Below are 22,014 nucleotides of genomic sequence, written 5' to 3'. Positions count from 1 at the left end.
GTTTATTTGTATTTTATGGTTTGTGCGGTTTAAGCACTAAAGCCAGGAAAGGAATTATCTGTATAAAGTTTTGTTGGTTTTTTTTAAACTAGCTAAAATCACCAATTAATTTTATACGTATTGGTAACAGTTATATTTTACTAATTTTATTCTTTTTTGACGCATAAAACTCCACGAATAAACCGTAATAATGGGAAGCTCCATAAATAACTAAAATTTTAGTTTTCTTGCTTTTGATTATTTTATTAAACAGAGATGTATCTCTATAGGTTTCAACAAATTCATGTTTAAATTTCTTTACTAGTTTTTTTGACTTTTTGCATTTATAATTCTTGTCTTTTAGATTGTATGTATAATCACAACTTTCCAATTTTATTTCCGTATATTTTTTTTCAAATGCAGTGATCAATTCGGTTAAACCAACATCAGCGCGCATTGAAGTTAAACTATCTACATTTAAGGCATTATGACTTGGCGGATTCATCAATTTATGTCTCTTTTATAGGTCAGTTTGCCTAGAATAATACCTGTATTGGTCTCTATATATTTTACAGGAAAAATGCCCATTAACTTTCTTAATTTTATGGTGGTGGTTATAGTGACTAAAAGAATCTATTTCTTTTTCATCAGATACATTTTCATAAAAAACAGAATAGCCTATTTTTTGCAGTGAATCAACTTTAACTGCAACTTCGTCATAAAATTCTCTTTTACCTATGTGACGCATTCCTATAAACATTACTTTTTGTTTACCTTTATTTAGAATTTTTCAACTCACTTTTTGTTTCAAATACCCCAATTCTTTAAAGAGCATGATTCGGTGAAATTAAAGCACAAGAGGTAAGTGATAGAAATACTAGTAAAATAAGAGGCTTCTTCATTTTGGTATCATTTAGTTTTAAGTATTGCCATCTGGTTTCGCATCAATTTCTTCAATCATTTTAATAGCTTCGGCTCTTGGAGGATATTTTTTAGAAACAATATATCCAACAAGCATTGCAACCGCAAAAGAAGGTGCAAGCACATCAATAGCCACAAAATATTTGCCAATAGTAGCCATTTCTTTAAAAACAAAATTAAATACAAGTACAGCCATAAAACCAGAAATCATAGAGGCAATAGCACCTTTTTCTGAATAGCCTTTCCAGAAAAGAGATAGAATAATTACCGGACAAAAAGTAGCTGCAATGCCAGACCAACCAAAGAGTATTACCCAAAACATTTGCCGTTCAGGAGAAACATAATTCATCACCATGGCAATTATTAAAGCGGTAAAAGCCATAATAACCGTAGAAATTCTAGAAATCTTGGTTAAACTTTCATCTTTGATGTCGGGTCTAAATATTTTCTGATAAAAATCTCTTGTAATAGCACTAGACGCTAGTATTAATAAAGAATCGATGGTAGACATGATGGCCGATAAAACAATGGCAACAAAAACGGCTACTAAAATAGTGGGTAAGAACTCTTCTGTAATCATACTCAACACATTTTCGCCACTATTTCCTAAAATAGCTTCAGGGTCTTGTCCTTCTTTTGTAAAGTAAATACGCGCAAAAATTCCGATGGTTACCGCAGCGGCATCTGTAAGTAATGTAAAAGCAGTTGCCACCCATTTACCTTTATCTATTTCTTTTTTATTTTTAATAGACATAAAACGAACGTATACTTGTGGCGAACCCAAAAAGCCAAGACCAATCATAGAAAATCCTAGAATTGTAAAGAGGTTCATCCAGCCATCAGAACTTCTGCCCATTATTTGAGTAAGCGTTGGGTCTATTGCGTTTAATCCTGCAGTAATTCCTGCTCCATGATCCATTGAAAACCAAACTACGATAGGGAGCAAAACCAAACCAAAAAACATGAGAAAACCTTGAAATAAATCAGACCAAACTGCCGCAACAAAGCCACCAATAAAAATATAGGCAAGCACAATAAAGAAACCGATGAGCGCTCCAATTTTATAATCAATGCCCAACATCGATTTAAAGGCTACGCCAGTAACATCTATTTGAGACGCCACATAAATAACAATAAAAACAACCAAAACTGTAGCAGCTACAATTCGAAGTGTATGGGTAGATGTTTTAAAATGACTTTGCAAATAATCAGGAATTGTGATGGCGCCAAAAGCATCCGATCTTTTCTTAAAGCGTTTTGCCATAAATTGCCAAGAAATAAAAACCCCAAGTAGTTCACCTACAACAACCCAATAACCAGAATAACCTGCCATAGCGCCCATTCCTGTTAGTCCTATGAGCAACCAGCCCGATTCTCCTGTTGCTCTTGCCGAAAATGCAACCGCCCAAAAGCCCATTTTTTTTCCGCCAACATAATAGTCACTCATACTTTTTATACGCCGAGAAGCTAAAATTCCTATTAAAAATAAAATTCCAACGTAAATGGCTAGTATCGTTATTTTGATGATAAAGTTTTGATCTTGCATAATGATGAATTGCTGTGTTTAGAGACACTTAATTAATTTTAATTCTTTGAGTTTTTAACCGTTAGGTTTCTGCTGAAATTGCATTTATGATTACTAGGATGCTGATGCAGATAAGGTATTGAATATATGTTATATACACTTTTTAGGGTCCGTTAAAAGACTCTAGCAAAATGGATTACGTAAAAAACTAAACGTCTTTATTTTTTAAAGGCTTACCGCTTTAAAAATATTGAAAAGTATGTAAAATTAGCTTTTTGGGACTGGAAAAATAGTCAAAAAAATAGGATAAATGATGATTTTTGAATAAAATCGTTTGTTAAATTGCCTAAAATTGAACAAAAAGGGTCAAAATTAACTATATTTGTAAAAAGGGGTTTATACTATTGATTAACTCAAAGATGCGTAAGATTTAGGGAGTGACCTTGGATTTGTAATTAAAATGAACAAAAAAAAGACAATCATTATTTTGGATTCTAACAAAAAAACGAGTAGACTACTTCAAACCTTAACCGATTTAACAGCAGCTCTTGCAGAAGGAGAGCGGGTGACTTACAACGACATTATACACCGTACACAGCTTAAAGTAACAGATGTTGACCATTATGCTTCTTGGTCTAATAAATGCTATACGCGGAATTGCATTGCAGATACAGAAAAATTTGAATTGATTTTAATTTGCTGGTGCGCAGGGCATCAAACAGCGATACATGATCATGGCGGAGAAGAATGCTGGGTAAAAATAATCGATGGCGAATTTAAAGAAACAATCTATAAACAAGACGAAGCAGATACTTTAAATCTGGTAAAAACGTCTTTTTCAAAGACTAATGAAATTACCTACATGAAAGATTTTATGGGGTTTCATCGTTTAGAAAACATCGCAAATAAAAGAAGTATGTCCTTGCACTTATATGCAAAACCAATTCGTACGTGCAACATGTTTGATGAAGAATCAAAAACGTTTGTACCCGTAGATTTGTGTTATACAACTGTTGCAGAATCAATATTAAAAGAAAAAGAGAAAAAACAATATGTCTGATATAAAGAGTGATTTAATTTTGTTTAATGAACTAGTTGAAGTTTTAATCAACGAAGAAGAAAAAAACCCAGTAGCAGAAAGAATAGATTCTAGCGACTTATATGATGCTATTGACCTTTCTCTAAATGATGGCGCGCTCATTGATGATGCCTTTAAAGAGGTACTTCGAGAAGTACTTATTTCTACACCAAAAACAGCAACAAACTTATTTTTTAATCAACTTTTTGGAGGGCGACAAAGCAAAGCAATTTTAGGAGATTTGTTAGCTGTAATGCTTAACAATAGCATGTATACTTATAAAGTGGCAGGTCCACAAGTGGGCATAGAGCAAGAAATTATAAGACAATCTTGTAATTTAATCGGCTATGGCTCAAAAAGTAACGGTACGTTTCCTACCGGTGGATCTATGAGTAATTATATGGGCTTAATTATGGGTAGAGATGCAAAAGATCCTGCTTGCAGATTAAACGGAATGACAAAACCATTGATTATCTATACTTCTAAAGAATGTCATTATTCAAATGATAAAAATGCAAGTTTTGCAGGAATCGGTAGAAATAATATCAGATATATCAATGCAGATGACAAGGGGAGAATGATTCCAGAACATTTAGAAGAACAAATTTTAGAAGATCTTAAAAATGGTAAGGTTCCTATGTATGTAAATGCTACTGCAGGAACCACTGTTTTAGGCGCTTTTGATCCTATTGATAAAATTGCAGACATTACCGAAAAATATAAAATATGGTTGCACGTAGATGGGGCCTATTGCGGAAGTGTAATTTTTAGTGAGAAATACAAACATTTGGTAAAAGGAGCAGAGCGCTCTGATTCTTTTAGTTACAATGCACATAAAATGTTGGGCACGCCCTTAACCTGTTCTATTATTTTGGTGAAAGATAAAAAACATTTGCATGATTCATTTAGCAATGATGCCGATTATTTATATCAAACAGACGGAGACGATTTTAATTTAGGAAAAACTTCGTTTCAATGTGGACGAAGAAATGATGCTTTAAAATTTTGGACACTCTGGAAGTCTGTTGGAACCAATGGTTTAAAGCAGATCGTAGAACAACAATTCGATTTGGCTGATGTTGCATTAGACTATATTAGAAGCAACGCTGATTATACTTTGTATAGTTTCGATGATTCTATTTCTGTATGTTTTAATTATAAAAACGTAGATCCTATGGCGCTTTGTACCGCCTTATATGAGCATCAAATTACGGTGGTTGGTTTTGGCTCTTTTGAAAAGGATACTTTTGTAAGATTGGTAACCATTAATGCTAATAACGAAAAAGTAGATATTTTAAATTTCTTTACGGCGTTAGAAGAATTTGTAGAAAAAACACCCAAGTTAACAAAAGTAGCCGCGTTGAGTGTTTAGTGTACTATTTTAAAATACTATTAATGAGTATTTACTTCCCTTATAAAACTATATAAAAAACGTCACTTTTTAGTGATGTTTTTTATTACCAAACATTTTACCTTTGCAACATGAGTGATTTTAAAGAGTTTTTTGAAGCGATACAACAAAGCATTACAAATGATGAGTTTGTAAAATTAACAGTAAGCAAACCTTTGCGGAAAAGTGATGGTTTGGCAAATGTATACGTGCGTTTTTTAAAGATCGATGAAAAAGAAGTCTTTGAATTTAAATATCGGTACGTTTCGGAAAACTTATACAAGAAATTTTCTTTAAATGAGGCGCTAGCTGAATTAGAACAACTGCTTTTAGAAACTTTTAGAGCCGGAACTCTTTTTACTTTAAGCTACGATTTATTGGTCATGATTTCTAAAAAGAAGCAGGTTTCGTGCAGAGATACCGCACCTAGCTTTAAAAATAAGTTACCAGAATTTTCGCAAGAATCAAGAGAGTCGGAAGATTCCCAAGAATAACAGGATTGTGCTGCTAGTACTTGGCTTTTGTCTAGTACTCGTTTTAACGAGTGCAGTAAATGTGTTGAGTACACTTTGCAAGCACTATCAAAACGATTTGTCATTCCGCAGAAATCTCATAGACCTGTTTTATTTTATGCTGTATTCAGGCAAAATGCTCGTAATATAGTGTGTAATGTAAATTGTATCTTGAAGCAAAACTTTTGTGATAACTTTTTTCGGCTCTATGTCAAATAGAGTGGGTAAAGTTGATATTCAGTGTTAAAATTATAACTTTCATAGTCTTATAAATACAGTTAACTAGCTTTAAACACTTTATATTGTTGTTTTTTTTTTTAAAACAGACACCGCACTACAAAGAACATAGAGCCCTTTTTTCTTGATGTTATTGCAATTTTAATTTTAGATTATTTGTAACATCCGTGTATAAAAGGGTTTTATTTTTGTTCGTGATGATATACATGTAAAAATTATAGACTGCTTTCGTGTGTGCTATCATCTTGTTGCGTTTTTAGAGTTTTTTAGTTTTGAAATACGGTAAAAGTCATGATGAATAGTAGTGTATAAGACGTTTATAGCATGACAAACTTGTTGGTATTGCTTTTCCGCATACTTTGTTATTCTTTAAGAATGTTGGCATGGTACTCTTATGTGAGGTGCTTAAAGCATGACAAGCCCAATGAGTAATCCTTTGTTGCACACTTTGTCATTCTGTAAGAAGCTTTGCGTTTTACTTTTGCGTGAGATGCTTACAGCATGACAACCGGGGCGGTTAGTAATTTACCCCAAGACTTATCGTGCTGTAAGAATCTTTGCATTATACTCTTACGTAAGATGCGGGCAGCATCATAACAGAATAAAAACCATTTATTACTAAACCTGCAAAACCCCCATATTAAATTTCTTCTCAATAGGAGCGTGGTTCGCAGCTTCAATTCCCATGGAAATCCAAGTTCTTGTCTCTAAAGGATTTATAATGCCGTCTGTCCAAATTCTTGCAGCCGCATAATAAGGAGAAATTTGTTTGTCATAACGTGATTTTATCTTATCAAAAAGTTCTTTTTCTTTTTCAGGCGTAATCTCTTCTCCTCTTTTTTTAAGGGATGCCGTTTCTATTTGTAATAAAACTTTTGCAGCAGAATTCCCACTCATAACTGCTAGTTCTGCACTTGGCCACGCAACAATTAGTCGTGGGTCGTAGGCTTTACCGCACATGGCATAGTTTCCTGCGCCATACGAATTCCCTATAATAATGGTGAATTTAGGTACCACAGAATTACTAACCGCGTTTACCATTTTTGCGCCGTCTTTTATAATACCACCATGTTCAGATTTAGAACCCACCATAAAACCAGTAACATCTTGTAAGAAAACCAGCGGTATTTTTTTCTGATTGCAATTGGCAATAAAACGAGTCGATTTATCTGCAGAATCGTTATAGATTACCCCACCAAATTGCATTTCTCCTTTTTTAGTTTTCACTAATTTTCGCTGATTGGCAATGATGCCAACTGCCCAACCATCAATTCTTGCGTAGCCGGTTAAAATAGTTTTTCCGTACCCTTCTTTGTATTGCTCAAATTCAGAATTATCTACCAAGCGTTTTATGATTTCTAGCATATCATATTGCGCATTTCTTTCTTTTGGCAGAATTCCAAAAATATCATCCTGATTCTCATTAGGCTCAAAAGACTGTGTTTTGCTAAAACCAGCTTTGTCATAATCGCCAATTTTATCAACAATAAATTTTATTTTATCAAGTGCATCTTTATCGTCTTTTGCTTTGTAGTCGGTAACTCCAGAAATTTCACAGTGCGTGGTGGCACCTCCTAAAGTTTCATTGTCAATAGATTCGCCAATTGCAGCTTTTACAAGATAACTTCCTGCAAGAAAAATACTTGCGGTTTTATCAACTATTAAAGCTTCATCACTCATAATTGGTAAGTAGGCGCCACCGGCAACACAGCTTCCCATAACCGCAGAAATTTGTGTAATTCCCATGCTACTCATTACTGCATTATTTCTAAAAATTCGTCCAAAATGTTCTTTGTCCGGAAAAATTTCATCTTGCATCGGTAGGTAAACGCCAGCAGAATCTACCAAATAAATAATAGGCAATCTGTTTTCTATGGATATTTCTTGGGCTCTTAAATTCTTTTTTCCGGTGATAGGAAACCAAGCACCAGCTTTTACTGTGGCGTCATTTGCAACAACAATGCATTGTTTTCCTTTAATATATCCCATTTTAACAACAACACCACCAGAAGGGCAGCCTCCATGTTCTGCATACATGTCTTCGCCGGCAAAAGCACCGATTTCAATCGATTTAGCTTTGCTATCTAACAAGTAATCAACGCGTTCACGAGCCGTCATTTTTCCTTTTTCGTGATGTTTGTCTATTCTTTTTTGTCCACCACCTAATTTTACTTTGGCAAAACGTCTTTTTAAATCAGAAACTAAAAGTTTATTGTAATCTTCGTTTTTATTGAAGTTGATGTCCATAAAGAATATTTGTATTTATGTGCTAAAATAAGCAAATTTTAATTGTAAGAATTAATAATATTGTCAACTGTTTTCGCGATTTCTCTATGTTGATTTCGTTTTTCTAAACGCGTGGGTTCTGCAATTCTTTCTGCACAATTTGTTACAGCGCAAGTTTCGCAAGTTACGCCAACAATGTTTTTTTCAAAAGTGTTTTCTTTTAAAAACGTAAGCTTCTTTTTTAAATGAGGGGAAAGCAACATACCAATACTTACGCTTCTGTTAATGTCTTTTTTAAAAGGATCTGGGGTTGCAGAAGAAAGTACTAAATATTCATTTTTTTGATTTTCATAAGAAGAAATTTGAATTCCAAAAGTGGCTCTTTCTTTTGATGAGTTTTCTAAATCTTGTATGATTTTAATAGAAACCCAGCGTCGGCAATAATGTTCATTATTTCTGTTTGCATGCGGTGCTTGTTGTTGTGTAATATGTAATTCTTTGGTTAATTTAAATTCAGGCGAATTTTCTTTGTGTGTAAAACGTAGGAAAAATAAATTTTTGATTTTGAAAAATTTGGGTAAAATATTGGTCAAACGCTGATAAAAAGTTTCTTGAGAACAGTTAAAATGCTTTATGATCTGATGCAATTTTAACGGTTTCCAGTCTTCAAGTTCAAAGAAATTTGTGAGTTTTTCGGTTAGGCTTTTTCTCGGAATAATTAAGGCGCCAGCAAAATAAGAGGCAATAAAATTATTTAAAACTTGATCAAAATTTTCAAATTTCACCCAAGGAAACGTGTATAGTCTATCTTTAATTTTTAAGTAATTATACGCCAATTCTTTTGCATAAATAAATGTTTTTTGTGCTTCAGAAATGTTTTTATCGATTAAAAGTGTTTTCTTTTTCGGAATATAAATATTTCTTAAAACACTTAAGCTATCGTATTTAGAAAGTTCATTATCGTCAATTGTATAGCCAAATTCTTCAATTAAAATTTCTTCTAAATCAATAGATTTTATTCTTTTTGATAAGTCTATATGATACGATTTAGCAAATTTCTCTACATCTGTTTCAATGTCTTCAAAATAATTATTATGTGCTTCTTGGTAAGAACGTAAAGAGGCTAAAAAGAAACTTTCTCGAGTAAGATTATAGTTTTGAGCAATCTTTATAATAGTGCTAATAAACGCATTTACTTTTGCAGGGGCATTTGCAATAATGTCTATTAAATTATTTTCTTTAATGCCAAAAAGCTCTAGTGGTATTTCTTTTAAGATTTTAGACTGTAGAATCTCGCCAATGGGCGCAAGGTTTTTATCTAATTTTAAAGAAACAAAATGATCATAAGGAACTTCTAAACTTTCAGAAAGTAATAAGATTTTATCTGTTTTAGGGTATTTTTTTCCTTTTTCGATTTCGTTTAAGTAAGATTTAGAAAGCCCAGATAATTTTGCCAAACCAAAAAGAGAAAGGTTTTTCTCTGTTCTAATTTGTTTGAGTTTTAAACCAAAGATTAATCGAATGTATTCGTCTTCTATCATCATAAAATCAAATATAAGAATAAATAGCGAATTATTAAAAATAAAGTTTTTTTATAATTTAGCGAACGTTCGCTTGTGGAGCTCAAAAATAATTTATATCATTGCAGAGTAGGAATTAAAATTATCTAATAATGGAAGAAAATACGATTACGAAAGAAATTAGCTTTAAAGGGTTTAAAGTTAACGACTATCCGGATGTTTTAACAAATGAAGCTCAATTGTTCTTGTTAGAATTGCATGAAAACTTTAATCAAAGAAGATTAAAGTTACTAGAAGAAAGAGAAATTGAGCAAGCTTATTTTGATGCAGGGAACTATCCTTCTTTTCCAGAAGAAACAAAAAACATAAGAGAATCTGATTGGGTTTGTGCACCGCTACCAGAAGATTTATTAGACCGAAGAGTAGAAATTACAGGACCTGTAGATCGTAAAATGGTCATTAATGCTTTAAATTCTGGCGCTAAAACTTTTATGGCCGATTTTGAAGATAGTAATTCTCCAAACATCCATAATAATTTACAAGGTCAAATTAATTTAAGAGATGCGAATAATAAAACCATTTCATTCTACAATGAGCAAAAAGAGAAGTCGTATCAATTAAATAAAGAAACGGCAACTTTAATAGTGAGACCAAGAGGGTGGCATTTAAATGAAAAACATTTTTTGGTTCAGGGCGAGCAGATGTCTGGTTCTTTGGTAGATTTCGGATTGTATTTTTTTCATAATATAAAAGCGTTGCAAGCGCAAAATTCGGCAACCTATTTTTATTTGCCAAAATTAGAACATTATTTAGAAGCAAGATTATGGAATGATGTTTTTGTGTTTGCGCAAGAATATGTAAACATTCCACAAAAAACAATCAAAGCAACGGTTTTAATAGAAACAATTACCGCAAGTTTTCAGTTAGATGAAATTATATATGAGTTAAAAAATCACATGGCTGGTTTAAATTGTGGTCGTTGGGATTATATATTTTCATACATCAAAAAGTTTAGAAATCACAGAAATTTTATGGTTCCTAATAGAGATCAGGTAACGATGAAAACTCCTTTTATGAAAGCGTATTCTTTGAGAGTTATTCAGAAATGTCATAAAAGAGGCGTGCACGCCATGGGGGGAATGGCAGCACAAATTCCGATTAAAAATGATGAAATTGCGAATCAAAATGCCTTTGCAAAAGTACAAGCAGATAAAGAGCAAGAAGTAAAAAACGGACATGATGGCACTTGGGTTGCGCATCCAGGTTTGGTTGCTGTGGCAATGAATGTTTTTGATGAAAATATGACGACAAAAAATCAAATTCATATAAAAAGAAACGATGTAAATATTAGTGTTGATGATTTGGTTGAGATGCCAAAAGGAAGCATTACAGAGGAGGGAATTCGTAAAAATATTAATGTTGGTATTTTATACATAGAAAGTTGGTTGCGTGGAAACGGAGCCGCAGCAATCTATGATTTAATGGAAGATGCTGCCACAGCAGAAATCTCTAGAACACAAGTTTGGCATTGGTTGCACAATAATGTTCAATTAGAAGATGGTCGTTTTTTTAAAGAAGAAATGTATCAACACTTAAAAAAAGAAGAATTAGTAAAAATTAAAAAATTAGTTGGTGAAGATCATTTTTCTAACGGAAAATTTGAATTAGCAATTACGTTATTTGATGAATTAGTTGTATCCAAAGAATATAAAGAATTTTTAACTTTATCAGCATATACTCATATTTAAAAAAAATGTCTCGCAACTACGACAATAGTGTGCGAGACTAAATTATCAAAATCAAGAAAATCTTAATAATTAAAACACAAAATTATGAAAAATTTAGCACAAAGTAAGTACAGTTCGGCATTAGAAACGGTAAAAAACTTAAAAGAGAAATACGGTACTTCTTGGAATGCAATAAGTGCAGAAAGTTCTGCAAGAATGGCAACTCAAAATCGTTTTAAAACGGGTTTAGATATTGCTAAATATACCGCTGCTATTATGAGAAAAGATATGGCAGATTATGATGCAGATACTTCTAACTATACACAATCTTTGGGTTGCTGGCACGGGTTTGTAGCCCAGCAAAAAATGATTGCGGTAAAAAAGCATCACAAAACTACAAGCAAAAGTTACTTATATCTTTCAGGATGGATGGTTGCTGCTATGCGTTCAGAATTTGGACCTTTACCAGATCAATCAATGCATGAAAAAACTGCGGTTCCGTCATTAATAAGTGAAATTTATGATTTTCTTCGTCAGGCAGATGCTATTGAATTAAATGATTTATTTAAAAGAGTAGAAAACGGAGAAGATGTACAAGATCAAATAGATAATTTCGAAACACATATTGTGCCTATTATTGCAGATATTGATGCAGGTTTTGGAAATGAAGAGGCAACGTATTTATTAACGAAGAAGATGATTGAAGCAGGTGCCTGTGCAATTCAAATTGAAAATCAAGTTTCTGATGCAAAACAATGTGGTCATCAAGACGGAAAAGTAACCGTGCCGCATGAAGATTTTATTGCGAAGTTAAATGCTATCCGATATGCATTTTTAGAGTTAGGGATAGATGATGGCGTTATTGTGGCTAGAACAGATTCTGAAGGAGCTGGCTTAACACAAAAATTACCTGTAAGTTTAAAGCCAGGAGATTTAGCTTCTCAATATTTAGCGTTTGTGGATGCAGAGGAAATTACCTTAAAGGAGGCGAATGAAGACGATGTTTTACTAAAAAGAGATGGTAAATTATTACGCCCAATAAGATTATCAAACGGATTGTATAAATTTAAAGAAGGTTCTAATATCGATAGAGTGGTGTTAGATTGCATTACAAGTCTACAAAATGGCGCAGATTTATTATGGATTGAAACTCCCACACCAAATGTTCAGCAAATTGCTAATATGGTAAATAGGGTTAAAGAAGTGGTACCAAATGCGAAGTTGGTGTATAATAATTCTCCTTCTTTTAATTGGACTTTAAACTTTAGAAATCAGGTATATGAAGAAATGACTGCCGAAGGAGAAAATATGACAGCGTACGATCGAAATAATTTAATGGATGAAAAATACGATACTTCTGAATTAGGGTATCGTTCAGATCAAAAAATAAAAACGTTTCAGGTTGATGGTGCAAGAGAAGCAGGTATTTTTCACCACTTAATTACCTTACCAACCTATCATACAACAGCGTTGCATATGAATGATCTTACCGAAGGTTATTTTGGTGAAGAAGGAATGTTAGCCTATGTAAAAGGTGTTCAAAGACAAGAAATTAGAAAAGGAGTTTCTTGTGTAAAACATCAAAGAATGGCAGGTTCTGATTTAGGGGATGCTCATAAAACATTTTTTGCTGGTGATAAAGCCTTAAAAGCAGGCGGAACGAATAATACTTCGAATCAGTTTGAGGTTTCTGAAACACCTAAAAAGGTTAGAAATAAAATAGGAAAAGTAGCGTAATGAGTTAGTTTGTTTAATAGATTGTAAAACCTCTTTGAATACTTCAAAGAGGTTTTATTTTTTAAATTTTATTTTCTTAAAAGCGAGAAATTTCCTTTTTTAGTGATGCTTGGTTTTGTGGTATCTGCAGGAATTAGGGTGATATTATACCAATAATCATCAGAGGGTAATAATTTACCCTGATAAATTCCGTTCCAACCCTCACTATCAATGGGTACTTGTGCAACTAATTTCCCAAATCTATTAAATACATTGATACTTGCATTTGGATAAAAAGTTTGATTAGCACCTTTTACCACCCAAAAATCATTGTCGCCATCCCCATTTGGTGTAAAGAATTTCGGAAACTGAATTACCGAAACTAGCAGCATAGTATCGGGTACACAACCATTTTTATCATTCACAATAATTTGATAAATTCCGCCTTCTAAATTTTCAAACAGCGGTTCTTCTTGAAAACCAATAAAAGGGAATCTTTCATTATTATCGGTGTTTAAAACAGCAAACTGATAATCTCCAATACCGATGTTATTACTGATGGTATCAATAGAGATTGATAAGTTATTAGTACTTCCAAGATTATTTCCTTCATCAATAATAGTTACAAAACTACGTTCTAAAATTGCTGGATCAGATTCATTGATGACGATGGTTTCTTCTCTTTCACAAAAAGTACCGTTTGTTGTGGTTGCTGTCACTCGATAAGTTCCGCCAGAAAATACGTTAATATTGCTGTCTGTGCCAATAGTTGCACCCCTTTCATCTTTCCATTCATAGCTATAAACATCACGTGGATTCTCTACTGCAATATTTAAAGGGGCATCGATTAAACATAAAATTTGAGGTGTGGTAACTGTAAAATCTGGTAATGAATTTATAATCACATCAAACGTAGCATCGTCATTTACACACAAGGTTTGTTTTTGTTGAATGCGTACATAAATAGTTTCTGTCGGATTTGTATTTTCATAAGGAGATTCAATAGCATTATCTCCAGTAGTTGCATCTGTTTGCGAAAGATGAAAAGTAACGATAAAATCATTCGAATTTTGCGTACTACCTAATATTTCAGGAATTTTACTATCCAAATCTATGTTTTGCACAATTCCGTTAGCATCATCGTCATCGTTATTATTATCGCAATAGGGTAAATTAGTGGGTACTTCAAAAACTGGTTCAGGATTTATAATGATTGTTAATTCAGATAGGTCAAAAATACATCCCGTATTATTATTTAAAATTCTTACATATAAAACTTCTTCGCTAACATTAGTTGTTAGGTTAATATTTACTCTATCTCGATCAGAATCATAGTTGTTTTTGTCAACGCCTGTAGAATTTAAATTTTTTAAATTTATTAATGTTTTATGATAAGTAACCGTAAAGTCAGAGGCATTTTTATTTCCTAAAAAATCAATATCTCTGACTGAAATATTTACGTTTTGAGCAAGTCCATTTCTAATATTACCATCTTTTGTACCAATATCACATATTTCTAAATTAGGAATTATATTCGTAATTATTGGCAAAGGATTTATAATAATATCAAAACTAGCGTGGGTGTTTATGCAACCGTTTGCATTTTCTACACGAATATAAATTGTTTGTTTTGCAACATCACCCTCTAAAAAGCCTAGCGGAATATCATTTGTAAAATCATTAGGATTTAAGATATAATCAGTATTTGTTATGTCACCAGAAAAGGCAGCAGCTTCGGATTTATAAAAACTAAAAGTAAAATCGTTTTGAGCTTGACCAGTTCCTTGAAAAAGTTCATCAATTTTTTCTGTTAAATTAATATTAGGAATGCTACCATTTGAGTAATTTCCATCAATATCATCAGTATCGCACTCTTTGATAGGAGAAAGAATTTCACTACTTATTAAAGGGATTGAATTTATTTGTAGATAAAATTCACCTAAACCTTGGCAATTATTATTTACATCACTTAAAATTTTATAATAGATTGGAAATTGAATTCCGCCAGAAATAGTTGTAATTTCAATTTTATCAATATCATTTTTATAATTTGAGATATCAATTGCATTTAAGGAGTTTGTTCGGTCTTGTTCGTTTTCATAGAAAAAAACAGTTGTATTTTCTGAATTAGATATATTTTCTTTTATGTTGATTACTATTTGTTCTTTATTTAAAGTAAAATTTTTGACATTATCTGTATCATCAGTAATATTTCCGTCGGCATCAAATAAATCGTCACATTCAGGGGTTTGAACATCATTAAAATCGTTGTTTACAATTCGGCCAACATTAATTTTTAATTCAACTAAATCTCCAGAGCAACCACTAAAGTTATTTCTAACTTTGACAAATACAGATTGAGGTATATTAACTTGAACAGGATATGAAGTTGGGTTGGTAATTAGGTCTAAACCGTCTGGATCTAAATAATATTCAAAATCTTCATTTTCATAATTATTAGAAATATTTATTTCAGCAATTGTTAAATTTACTGTTGTAGCAGTATCAGTTCCTTCTATACATTGATTCAATGTTGGATTCAAATTTGTAACAGGCAAGGCATCAACAATGAGTTCTAAAGTTTTATCCGCATCATAACAATTTATGTTGTCTTTGTTTTCTACTCTAATGTAAACCGTTTGAGTATTGGTTACCGGGTGACCTACATTTTTATCAATTATAGTGGCTACATCATTTATTTCTGCGCCAGTTTGTGTGGTATGATAACTAATAGTGTATTGTGTTTGATCTAGCGAACCATAAATATCATCGTCTTTATCAATTAAAATAAAGGTATCTACAATTCCATCGGTATCATCACCACTTACTAAATCGTCGCATATTCTTAAAGGTGTTGGTTGCACCGGAACCGGTAAATCGGTTACTGCTAAAACAAAATCTATAATATCAAAACACGCATCAGTTGCATTTTTATTTTGAACTCTTGCAAAAATAGTTTGAGAACTAAAAGCGGTAGGGTTTGTATACGGATTTGGCAACGGGTTATCTCCAGAAATTGCATCTACGTCATTTGAAAAATATAAAACTTCAAAAATAGCAGGATCCAAACCGTTTAGGATTTCATTACTTATATCCGCTTGTAAATCAAAATTATTAAAACCATCTCTATCCGTGTCACAGAAAAAAACATCTGACGGTCTAGTGGCGACTGAAGCTTCAAAAACTTCTATATTAAAAGTGGCGTTGTATATTACATCATTTTTACAACGGTCTTTTAATGTTATTTTTAATTTGTAAGTACCTTTATCGTTATAGTTTATGTTGTCGAGTTCTAAATTTTTTTGAGTTGCTGAAGATGAAATTGTCTCCGTTATAGTAGTTCCGTTATCAAAAGTCCACAAATAGTTAATATCAGTGCCAGTAATAGGCTCTGGAGAAATGACTTTATCCTGACCTGTGCAAAACTTTAAATCTTGACTATTTAATACAATGTTGGTTGCCAAGTCTTTAATTTCAATTTCGAGAAAAAAAGATTGAATAAATGGAGGTAAACCTTCTGTCGAAATTTTGCCACCTAAATTCAGACCGTCCTCTATAAAATTAACTTCAGACGCATCTTTTTCAGGAGAATTAATAACACCTAAAAAAGATGTACGACTTCTAGCGTAGTAAATTTTACCATTAGAAGCTAATTGTAAAGCTCCTCTATATCCTGAATTTGTATCATAAATTAATTTAATGCTAGTATTTATGTCAGTAATATTTCTCGATTCTAAATTAAATTGACTAATACTGGCATAGTCAGGTGGATTTCTAACACCAGAATTATTATTAAATTGACTAAATGTTCCAGTAGAAATATATAGTTTTTGTCCATCTCTAGAGAATTCTACTCCGTAACCGTCGTAACTTAAGCTAGAAAGACTACCTCCATTTGTTATTTCACCATTAGAAGCATTAAAATCAAAAATATAAGTACCAGAATTTGCGCTCGCATTCACTAATGTTTTTCCGTCTGGAGAAATTTTTAAATAGCCTCTTAAATTAGTTAAATTATTATTATGTAAAGACTTTTGTGCATTATTAATTACTCCGCTGTCAGTAATTAGATAAGCATAAAAATTATTAATATCTGAAGTAATTACCCAAAAAGTATTACAAGCATCACCTCTAACAGAGGTTATTTTTTCTCTTGCATTACTAGAGCCATTTAAAAAAATATTTTTTGATGTAACTCCACCAAGTCCGCTATTTAAAGTCATATCTACGGTTGAGTAGGCTACGCCATTTCCTAAATTTCTATTTTGCTGCCTTCCAACCGTAAAAACATAATAAATATTAGAATTTAAGGGTTTCGGAACGATAATAGCAGACTGCGCGCTTGAGGAATCACCTAGTAATCCTGTTCCATTATCCATTATTGCGCCTGTACTGTTAAATACAGTAGAGCCATCAGTGTAGAATTGTAGAATTCCTTCAGAATTAGAAATAGAAGCAGATCCCTCATCTGTAGATAAAGAGCTATTTAAAATATCTGGTGGATTTGATGTAAAATCTAAACCAGCATTTTCGCCAAAATACCAAAAATTAGCTTCTTTTTGAGAGAATCCATTTAATGCAAAAAAAATGATTAAAACAGGTACTAATTTCTTCATTTACTAGTGTTTGATTAATTTGTGTCAAATATATTTAAAAAGTTGCAGAAGTTCATTTTTTTAACAACCATAAAATACAAAAATGTACTTAAAAAAGGTGTATTTTAAGTAGATTTTAAAACGAAGTGCACCAGTTAATGAAAATAAACTGCCTATAATTGCAGTGAGAATATTTCTGATGCTTCATAAAAATATCGAAATTGCTTGTTTATAAATTGTTCAGCTTAAAAAATAAGAGGTGTTTTTTGTGTAAACAATTTAGCAAATAGCTCAAATACAGATGTTAATATGAAAAGTAAGAGCAGCATTGTTAAATTATAAAGCTGTTTAGAAGTAAGAAAAAGCGTAAAAAATGAAAATGAAAATGAAAAAGATAATTAATAATGTATCGTATAAAGTGATTTCAAATTTATGGGCAAAATTAGAACAAGTAAGTTTCGATTTTACCTTTAAAAACGGAAAAATAGTGCATTTAACCCATGAAGTTTATGGCAAAGCAGACGGAGTTGCCGTTTTGTTATACAATATAACATCGAAGAAAGTGCTTTTATCGAAACAGTTTAGAATGCCGATATATGTTGCAGGAGTAAATAACGGTTTTTCAATTGAAGTTTGTGGTGGTGCCATAGATCAAAACGAGTCTGCTGAAACAAGCGTTATCAGAGAAACAAAAGAAGAACTTGGGTATGCTATTTCTAAATTAGAAAAAGTGAGTACTATTTTTTTATCCCCAGGATTAATGAAAGAACAAACCCATTTGTATATAGCCGAATATAAAGAGGATGATAAGATTAATGATGGAGGGGGTTTAGCGTCAGAAAATGAAGAAATCGAAGTATTAGAGACCACTTTTATAGATGCCTTAAAAATGATTGAAAATAAAGAAATTATTGATGCAAGAACAATTATGTTGTTGCAGTATTTACAAATTCATAAGTTAATGAAATGAGTGGATTAGAAGAATTCGAAAATTATCGAGGAAGATTTGAAAAAGCTAGTATTGATTAAGGGTTATTAGTCTCTTTAATCTTTACTTTCAAGGAGTTGTTCTAATTTTATTTTTGTCATTCGCATTATAATTATTTTTTTGTCTTATTATATGCCTATATATTAGGTTTATAGCTAGCATGTTTTGCGGCAAAACATGAAAAATGTTTTTTTGACCGCTAGTCTATTTAACCCGAATTTACAGGTTGCAGAATTTTAAATATTTTGTAGTGAAAGAAAATAATTTATAGGAAATTTGCATTCAACACAAAACAATTAAAAGCTTAAACGTATAAGAAAACAGTACAAGAGAAATTTTTAATTAAAAAAGAGTGTTAAAAGGATAAATAAATTTAGATATTTTGGAATTATTGCTTCGGTAATTTTAATTGTTTTCAATTCTTTTTGATTGATGCCGATAATTTTTTAGTTGGAAGAATCTACTTTCTTTTTTTTTGAGATTCTAATAATTATTGCAATGACGGTTAGCATTATTCATGTAAATAAACATGAATAAATTATGGAGTATTTAAAATATAAATTACAGTTCATGACACTGTAATTTTTATCGAGTTCAAATAGAACTTGGCGGAATAAAAAAATTTAGAGAGACTTATTATGATAAAGAATTATTGGAATAAAGGAGCAAAGCAAAAAAAGAGAGTTCTCTTTTTTAGCTTAATTTTAATAGGGTTGTTATTCTTTTTACGAGATGATTATCAGCCTGCATTGCTATTTTTTAGAAAATATATTTTCATAATATTTTTTTGTTTTCTTATGCTATTTCTTGGGGTCAGAAGTTTTAGAAAATCAACAGGCGTCATAAAAAAAATCGGAATCTTATTTGTGTTAACACTATTTTTTGGGGCGCTTTATTTTGTTGGTTTTTATTATAATATGTACGATTATATGAAAACCTACAGCGCTTTCAACAATTTAAATCGTTTTGAAATTGTAGAACTACCCTTAACTCAAAATGAAAGAATTCAACCTTTAAGAAATATCTATTCAATGGCAAATGAGTCAGTTGCCGAAACCAAAGATGTTTCAATGCCGCATTTAGTGAGGGTAGACGGTTCAAACCAATGGACAATGGCCATTCAGCCAACCGAAAAATATGTTTGGCAAGGAATAAAAGACAATATAGAAGAGGTTTTTTCTGTGTCAAGTACCACGCCGTTTCCGCGTTTTTCTAGCGAAAATAGAATTCCGGTTACATTCTCAATAGGCGAATCTTTAAAGTTTAGTAGAAATACGTATAATGCGGTTGTGCAGCGTTTAAACCCTTGGATGCTATTTAATTATGAGCCAAGTGAAACTTTTTACATGAAAAACGATTCAGGTGCTTGGGTACAAGTGGTTAGTTTGATCAAATGGAAAGGGTTCTTTTTTCCGTATCCTAGTTTTGGTGGTGTGATGCTTGTAGAGAATGGCGAGCATAGTTTTGGTGATTATTTAGAAAGAATTACCATCGGAAAAGGAACGTATATTTCTCCTGAAGAAATGAAAAATTATGATTTTTTAAACAGACAAAATATCTTATCTGAAAAAGTATCGCGATTACAAGCAGAAAGTCTAAAATTTTTAGGCGGCTTTTCTGATCCGTTACCCTGGAATATGAAAAGTGCAGTTAAAATTCCGATAGCACCAAAAGATCAAAACGGTCAACCGTATGTGACCGATTTCGATTTTTCTGATACTAAAATTGGCGCCTATTCTGGTTTATACCATTGGTTTGGTCTAGAGCCTATTGGCGATGAAAGAACCAGTTTAAGTTACAGTGTTATTATTCCTGCCGATGGCACAAATAAAGTATACTACTACGATCATGCGTCTAAAAAGGAAGGGTATGCAGGCGTTTCTGCAATGCCTTTAAAAGTAAAAGAATCTAAAAAAGAATACGATTGGAGCTCAAACACTCCCGTAGAATTTAGACCTTATATTAAAAATATTGCGGGTAGAAAACGAATGTTTTTTCTTGGAACGGTTTCCACAATTAGCAGTACAAATCCTGAACAGTTCGACGGCTCTGCAACACCAGATTTAGCATTGGTAGATAGTGAATATAGAGATGTAGTTTGGATTAATGCTAAAAAACCAAGTAGCTGGAACGAGGAAATCTACAACCAATTAAATGAAGCTTGGAGATCTAGCGAACACATCAACATTTATTTTGAAAAAGAGAAAACTGTTTTAGAGAAAAATCGTCAAATTTTAGATTCTATTCAGCTTTTATCTGCACAGCAAAAAAAGATTCAAGACATACAAAGACTTCAAAAACAAATAGATTCTATTAAAATAAATCAATAATTTTTTGCCTTGTGGCATATTTTATAAATCCTCTTTAAGTTTTGCATGTTTTTTTATTTGAAGCTAACTGCGGGTCGGTAATCAGGTTTACTGCTTGCCGTTTATCTGGAGTGAAGCAGAAAGGCACTCGCTTTGTACCTAAAAGCGCAAGAGCTCAAACAAGTATGCAATCAGGACTAAACTTGTTGCTCAATACAAGTAATTTCTACCCTATTTAACGCTATTTGAAAATCGTATTAAATATTTTAAAAGTGAATTTAACGGAATAATTTCCCGTAGAATTATATTCCTTGGAAAATAAAATTAATTAGTGTAACTTTGTCGTTTAAAACAAGCACTTTTATGGCGAACTCTAAAGTAACATTAACAAATAAAAAATATTTAGCAGAAGCAAAAATGAGAAATCATTTTGTTGTCATAGATGAACCAATTTCTTCTGGTGGTGGCGATAATGGTGCAACACCCGTAGAATATCTTTTAACTGCGATTGGTGGCTGTGTTTCAATGACGTTAAGAATGTATGCGGACAGAAAAGGCTGGGATGTGGGCGAAATAACTGTCAACGTTTTTCAAACTAAAGAAAATAATCAGACGTATTTAAGCGAAGAAATATCCTTTGAAAAAGAGATCACAGAAGATCAAAAAAGACGATTACTCATATTTGCAGGTAAATGTCCGGTGGCAAGAATGGTAAAAGGCGAAACGCCAATAGCAACAAAAATTATATAAAACATGAAAAAAATAGCAGTTTTAGCGGGCAGCAATAGCAAAAAATCAATCAATAAAGAATTAGCAGTTTATGCAGCTAGCTTGCTTAAAAATGTGGAAATTGATATTTTAGATTTAAATAATTTTGAGGTTCCATTATACGGTATGGACGAAGAAACAGAAAACGGAATTCCTAAAAAAGCAATTGAGTTTTTAGAAAATATACATCGTGCAGACGGAATTATTTTGTCACTTGCAGAACATAATGGCAATTTTTCAGCTGCTTTTAAGAATATCTATGATTGGTCTTCGAGAATAGAACCAAAATTATGGAATAATATTCCGATGTTATTAATGGCTACTTCGCCAGGGTCTCAAGGTGGAGCGTCAGTTTTAGCCATTGCCAAAAACGGATTTCCTTATATGGGTGGTAATATTGTGGCAGATTTTTCTCTTTCTAGTTTTTATGATAATTTTAAAGCCGGAATACTAATAAATGAAGATGTATTGATTTTATTAAAAGAACAAATACAAATATTTCATAATTCTATACAGCAGTAAA

Annotated in this window: 14 protein-coding genes; 9 read left to right on the top strand and 5 right to left on the bottom strand. The window is 32.2% G+C overall.

Going from position 1 to position 22,014, the window contains the following annotated elements:
• Nucleotides 1-130 precede the first annotated feature (130 nt).
• Nucleotides 131-484: a hypothetical protein gene (locus tag ES044_RS03645; protein ID WP_147118801.1), complete on the bottom strand. Its 354-nt coding sequence runs from the start codon at nucleotides 482-484 to the stop codon at nucleotides 131-133.
• A gap of 414 nt (nucleotides 485-898) precedes the next feature.
• Nucleotides 899-2,446 (bottom strand): sodium/proline symporter, encoded by a 1,548-nt coding sequence (locus tag ES044_RS03640; RefSeq protein WP_147118802.1) that lies wholly within the window; start codon nucleotides 2,444-2,446, stop codon nucleotides 899-901.
• Nucleotides 2,447-2,885: 439 nt separating this feature from the next.
• Between ES044_RS03640 and ES044_RS03635 the strand changes: the two genes are divergently transcribed.
• The 3 genes from ES044_RS03635 (at nucleotide 2,886) to ES044_RS03625 (ending at nucleotide 5,387) form a co-directional block, all read left to right on the top strand.
• Nucleotides 2,886-3,485, top strand: a complete 600-nt coding sequence (locus tag ES044_RS03635; RefSeq protein ID WP_189663232.1) for a cysteine dioxygenase — start codon at nucleotides 2,886-2,888, stop codon at nucleotides 3,483-3,485.
• On the top strand, nucleotides 3,478-4,875 hold the full coding sequence (locus tag ES044_RS03630; protein WP_147118803.1) for a pyridoxal phosphate-dependent decarboxylase family protein: 1,398 nt from the start codon (nucleotides 3,478-3,480) through the stop codon (nucleotides 4,873-4,875). Before ES044_RS03635 ends, ES044_RS03630 begins: the two co-directional genes overlap by 8 nt.
• Before the next feature lie 110 nt (nucleotides 4,876-4,985).
• The gene (locus ES044_RS03625) at nucleotides 4,986-5,387 is read left to right on the top strand and encodes a hypothetical protein (protein WP_147118804.1); all 402 of its coding nucleotides are present in this window, start codon (nucleotides 4,986-4,988) and stop codon (nucleotides 5,385-5,387) included.
• A gap of 873 nt (nucleotides 5,388-6,260) precedes the next feature.
• On the opposite strand, the gene ES044_RS03620 is transcribed toward ES044_RS03625, so the two are convergent.
• Together ES044_RS03620 and ES044_RS03615 are read right to left on the bottom strand one after the other, a co-directional pair.
• Nucleotides 6,261-7,889 carry an acyl-CoA carboxylase subunit beta gene (locus ES044_RS03620; RefSeq protein WP_147186901.1) on the bottom strand — a complete coding sequence of 543 codons (1,629 nt, stop codon included), beginning with the start codon at nucleotides 7,887-7,889 and terminating at the stop codon, nucleotides 6,261-6,263.
• A gap of 38 nt (nucleotides 7,890-7,927) precedes the next feature.
• Nucleotides 7,928-9,412 (bottom strand): helix-turn-helix domain-containing protein, encoded by a 1,485-nt coding sequence (locus tag ES044_RS03615; protein ID WP_189663233.1) that lies wholly within the window; start codon nucleotides 9,410-9,412, stop codon nucleotides 7,928-7,930.
• A 128-nt stretch (nucleotides 9,413-9,540) separates the two neighbouring features.
• On the opposite strand from ES044_RS03615, the gene aceB reads away from it, so the two are divergent.
• Together aceB and ES044_RS03605 are read left to right on the top strand one after the other, a co-directional pair.
• Nucleotides 9,541-11,136, top strand: a complete 1,596-nt coding sequence (aceB, locus tag ES044_RS03610) for a malate synthase A (protein ID WP_147186899.1) — start codon at nucleotides 9,541-9,543, stop codon at nucleotides 11,134-11,136.
• Between the two features lie 84 nt (nucleotides 11,137-11,220).
• Entirely contained in the window at nucleotides 11,221-12,852 is a 1,632-nt protein-coding gene (locus tag ES044_RS03605) for an isocitrate lyase (protein WP_147118807.1), read from the top strand.
• A 68-nt stretch (nucleotides 12,853-12,920) separates the two neighbouring features.
• Here the strand turns inward: ES044_RS03605 and ES044_RS03600 are convergent, their stop codons facing one another.
• Nucleotides 12,921-17,447, bottom strand: a complete 4,527-nt coding sequence (locus ES044_RS03600) for a T9SS type B sorting domain-containing protein (protein ID WP_147186897.1) — start codon at nucleotides 17,445-17,447, stop codon at nucleotides 12,921-12,923.
• A 364-nt stretch (nucleotides 17,448-17,811) separates the two neighbouring features.
• Between ES044_RS03600 and ES044_RS03595 the strand changes: the two genes are divergently transcribed.
• The 4 genes from ES044_RS03595 (at nucleotide 17,812) to ES044_RS03580 (ending at nucleotide 22,013) form a co-directional block, all read left to right on the top strand.
• Nucleotides 17,812-18,396 carry an NUDIX domain-containing protein gene (locus ES044_RS03595; RefSeq protein ID WP_223269199.1) on the top strand — a complete coding sequence of 195 codons (585 nt, stop codon included), beginning with the start codon at nucleotides 17,812-17,814 and terminating at the stop codon, nucleotides 18,394-18,396.
• A gap of 656 nt (nucleotides 18,397-19,052) precedes the next feature.
• On the top strand, nucleotides 19,053-20,744 hold the full coding sequence (locus ES044_RS03590) for a hypothetical protein (protein WP_147186895.1): 1,692 nt from the start codon (nucleotides 19,053-19,055) through the stop codon (nucleotides 20,742-20,744).
• Between the two features lie 342 nt (nucleotides 20,745-21,086).
• On the top strand, nucleotides 21,087-21,473 hold the full coding sequence (locus tag ES044_RS03585) for an OsmC family protein (protein WP_147119556.1): 387 nt from the start codon (nucleotides 21,087-21,089) through the stop codon (nucleotides 21,471-21,473).
• Between the two features lie 3 nt (nucleotides 21,474-21,476).
• Nucleotides 21,477-22,013 (top strand): NADPH-dependent FMN reductase, encoded by a 537-nt coding sequence (locus ES044_RS03580; protein WP_147119557.1) that lies wholly within the window; start codon nucleotides 21,477-21,479, stop codon nucleotides 22,011-22,013.
• The last annotated feature ends 1 nt before the right edge of the window (nucleotide 22,014 follow it).

Origin of the sequence: Polaribacter sp. IC066 (assembly GCF_007997085.1) — a bacterium.
GTDB lineage: Bacteria > Bacteroidota > Bacteroidia > Flavobacteriales > Flavobacteriaceae > Polaribacter.
Note: the sequence above shows the minus strand (reverse complement) of the source record. Positions and strands in the feature narration are given on the sequence as shown.

Excerpts from the sequence above, each read along its gene's own strand:
- ES044_RS03645 (WP_147118801.1), bottom strand. The coding sequence starts at position 484 with ATGAATCCGCCAAGTCATAATGCCTTAAATGTAGATAGTTTAACTTCA.
- ES044_RS03640 (WP_147118802.1), bottom strand. The coding sequence starts at position 2,446 with ATGCAAGATCAAAACTTTATCATCAAAATAACGATACTAGCCATTTAC.
- ES044_RS03635 (WP_189663232.1), top strand. The coding sequence starts at position 2,886 with ATGAACAAAAAAAAGACAATCATTATTTTGGATTCTAACAAAAAAACG.
- ES044_RS03630 (WP_147118803.1), top strand. The coding sequence starts at position 3,478 with ATGTCTGATATAAAGAGTGATTTAATTTTGTTTAATGAACTAGTTGAA.
- ES044_RS03625 (WP_147118804.1), top strand. The coding sequence starts at position 4,986 with ATGAGTGATTTTAAAGAGTTTTTTGAAGCGATACAACAAAGCATTACA.
- ES044_RS03620 (WP_147186901.1), bottom strand. The coding sequence starts at position 7,889 with ATGGACATCAACTTCAATAAAAACGAAGATTACAATAAACTTTTAGTT.
- ES044_RS03615 (WP_189663233.1), bottom strand. The coding sequence starts at position 9,412 with ATGATGATAGAAGACGAATACATTCGATTAATCTTTGGTTTAAAACTC.
- aceB (WP_147186899.1), top strand. The coding sequence starts at position 9,541 with ATGGAAGAAAATACGATTACGAAAGAAATTAGCTTTAAAGGGTTTAAA.
- ES044_RS03605 (WP_147118807.1), top strand. The coding sequence starts at position 11,221 with ATGAAAAATTTAGCACAAAGTAAGTACAGTTCGGCATTAGAAACGGTA.
- ES044_RS03600 (WP_147186897.1), bottom strand. The coding sequence starts at position 17,447 with ATGAAGAAATTAGTACCTGTTTTAATCATTTTTTTTGCATTAAATGGA.
- ES044_RS03595 (WP_223269199.1), top strand. The coding sequence starts at position 17,812 with ATGAAAAAGATAATTAATAATGTATCGTATAAAGTGATTTCAAATTTA.
- ES044_RS03590 (WP_147186895.1), top strand. The coding sequence starts at position 19,053 with ATGATAAAGAATTATTGGAATAAAGGAGCAAAGCAAAAAAAGAGAGTT.
- ES044_RS03585 (WP_147119556.1), top strand. The coding sequence starts at position 21,087 with ATGGCGAACTCTAAAGTAACATTAACAAATAAAAAATATTTAGCAGAA.
- ES044_RS03580 (WP_147119557.1), top strand. The coding sequence starts at position 21,477 with ATGAAAAAAATAGCAGTTTTAGCGGGCAGCAATAGCAAAAAATCAATC.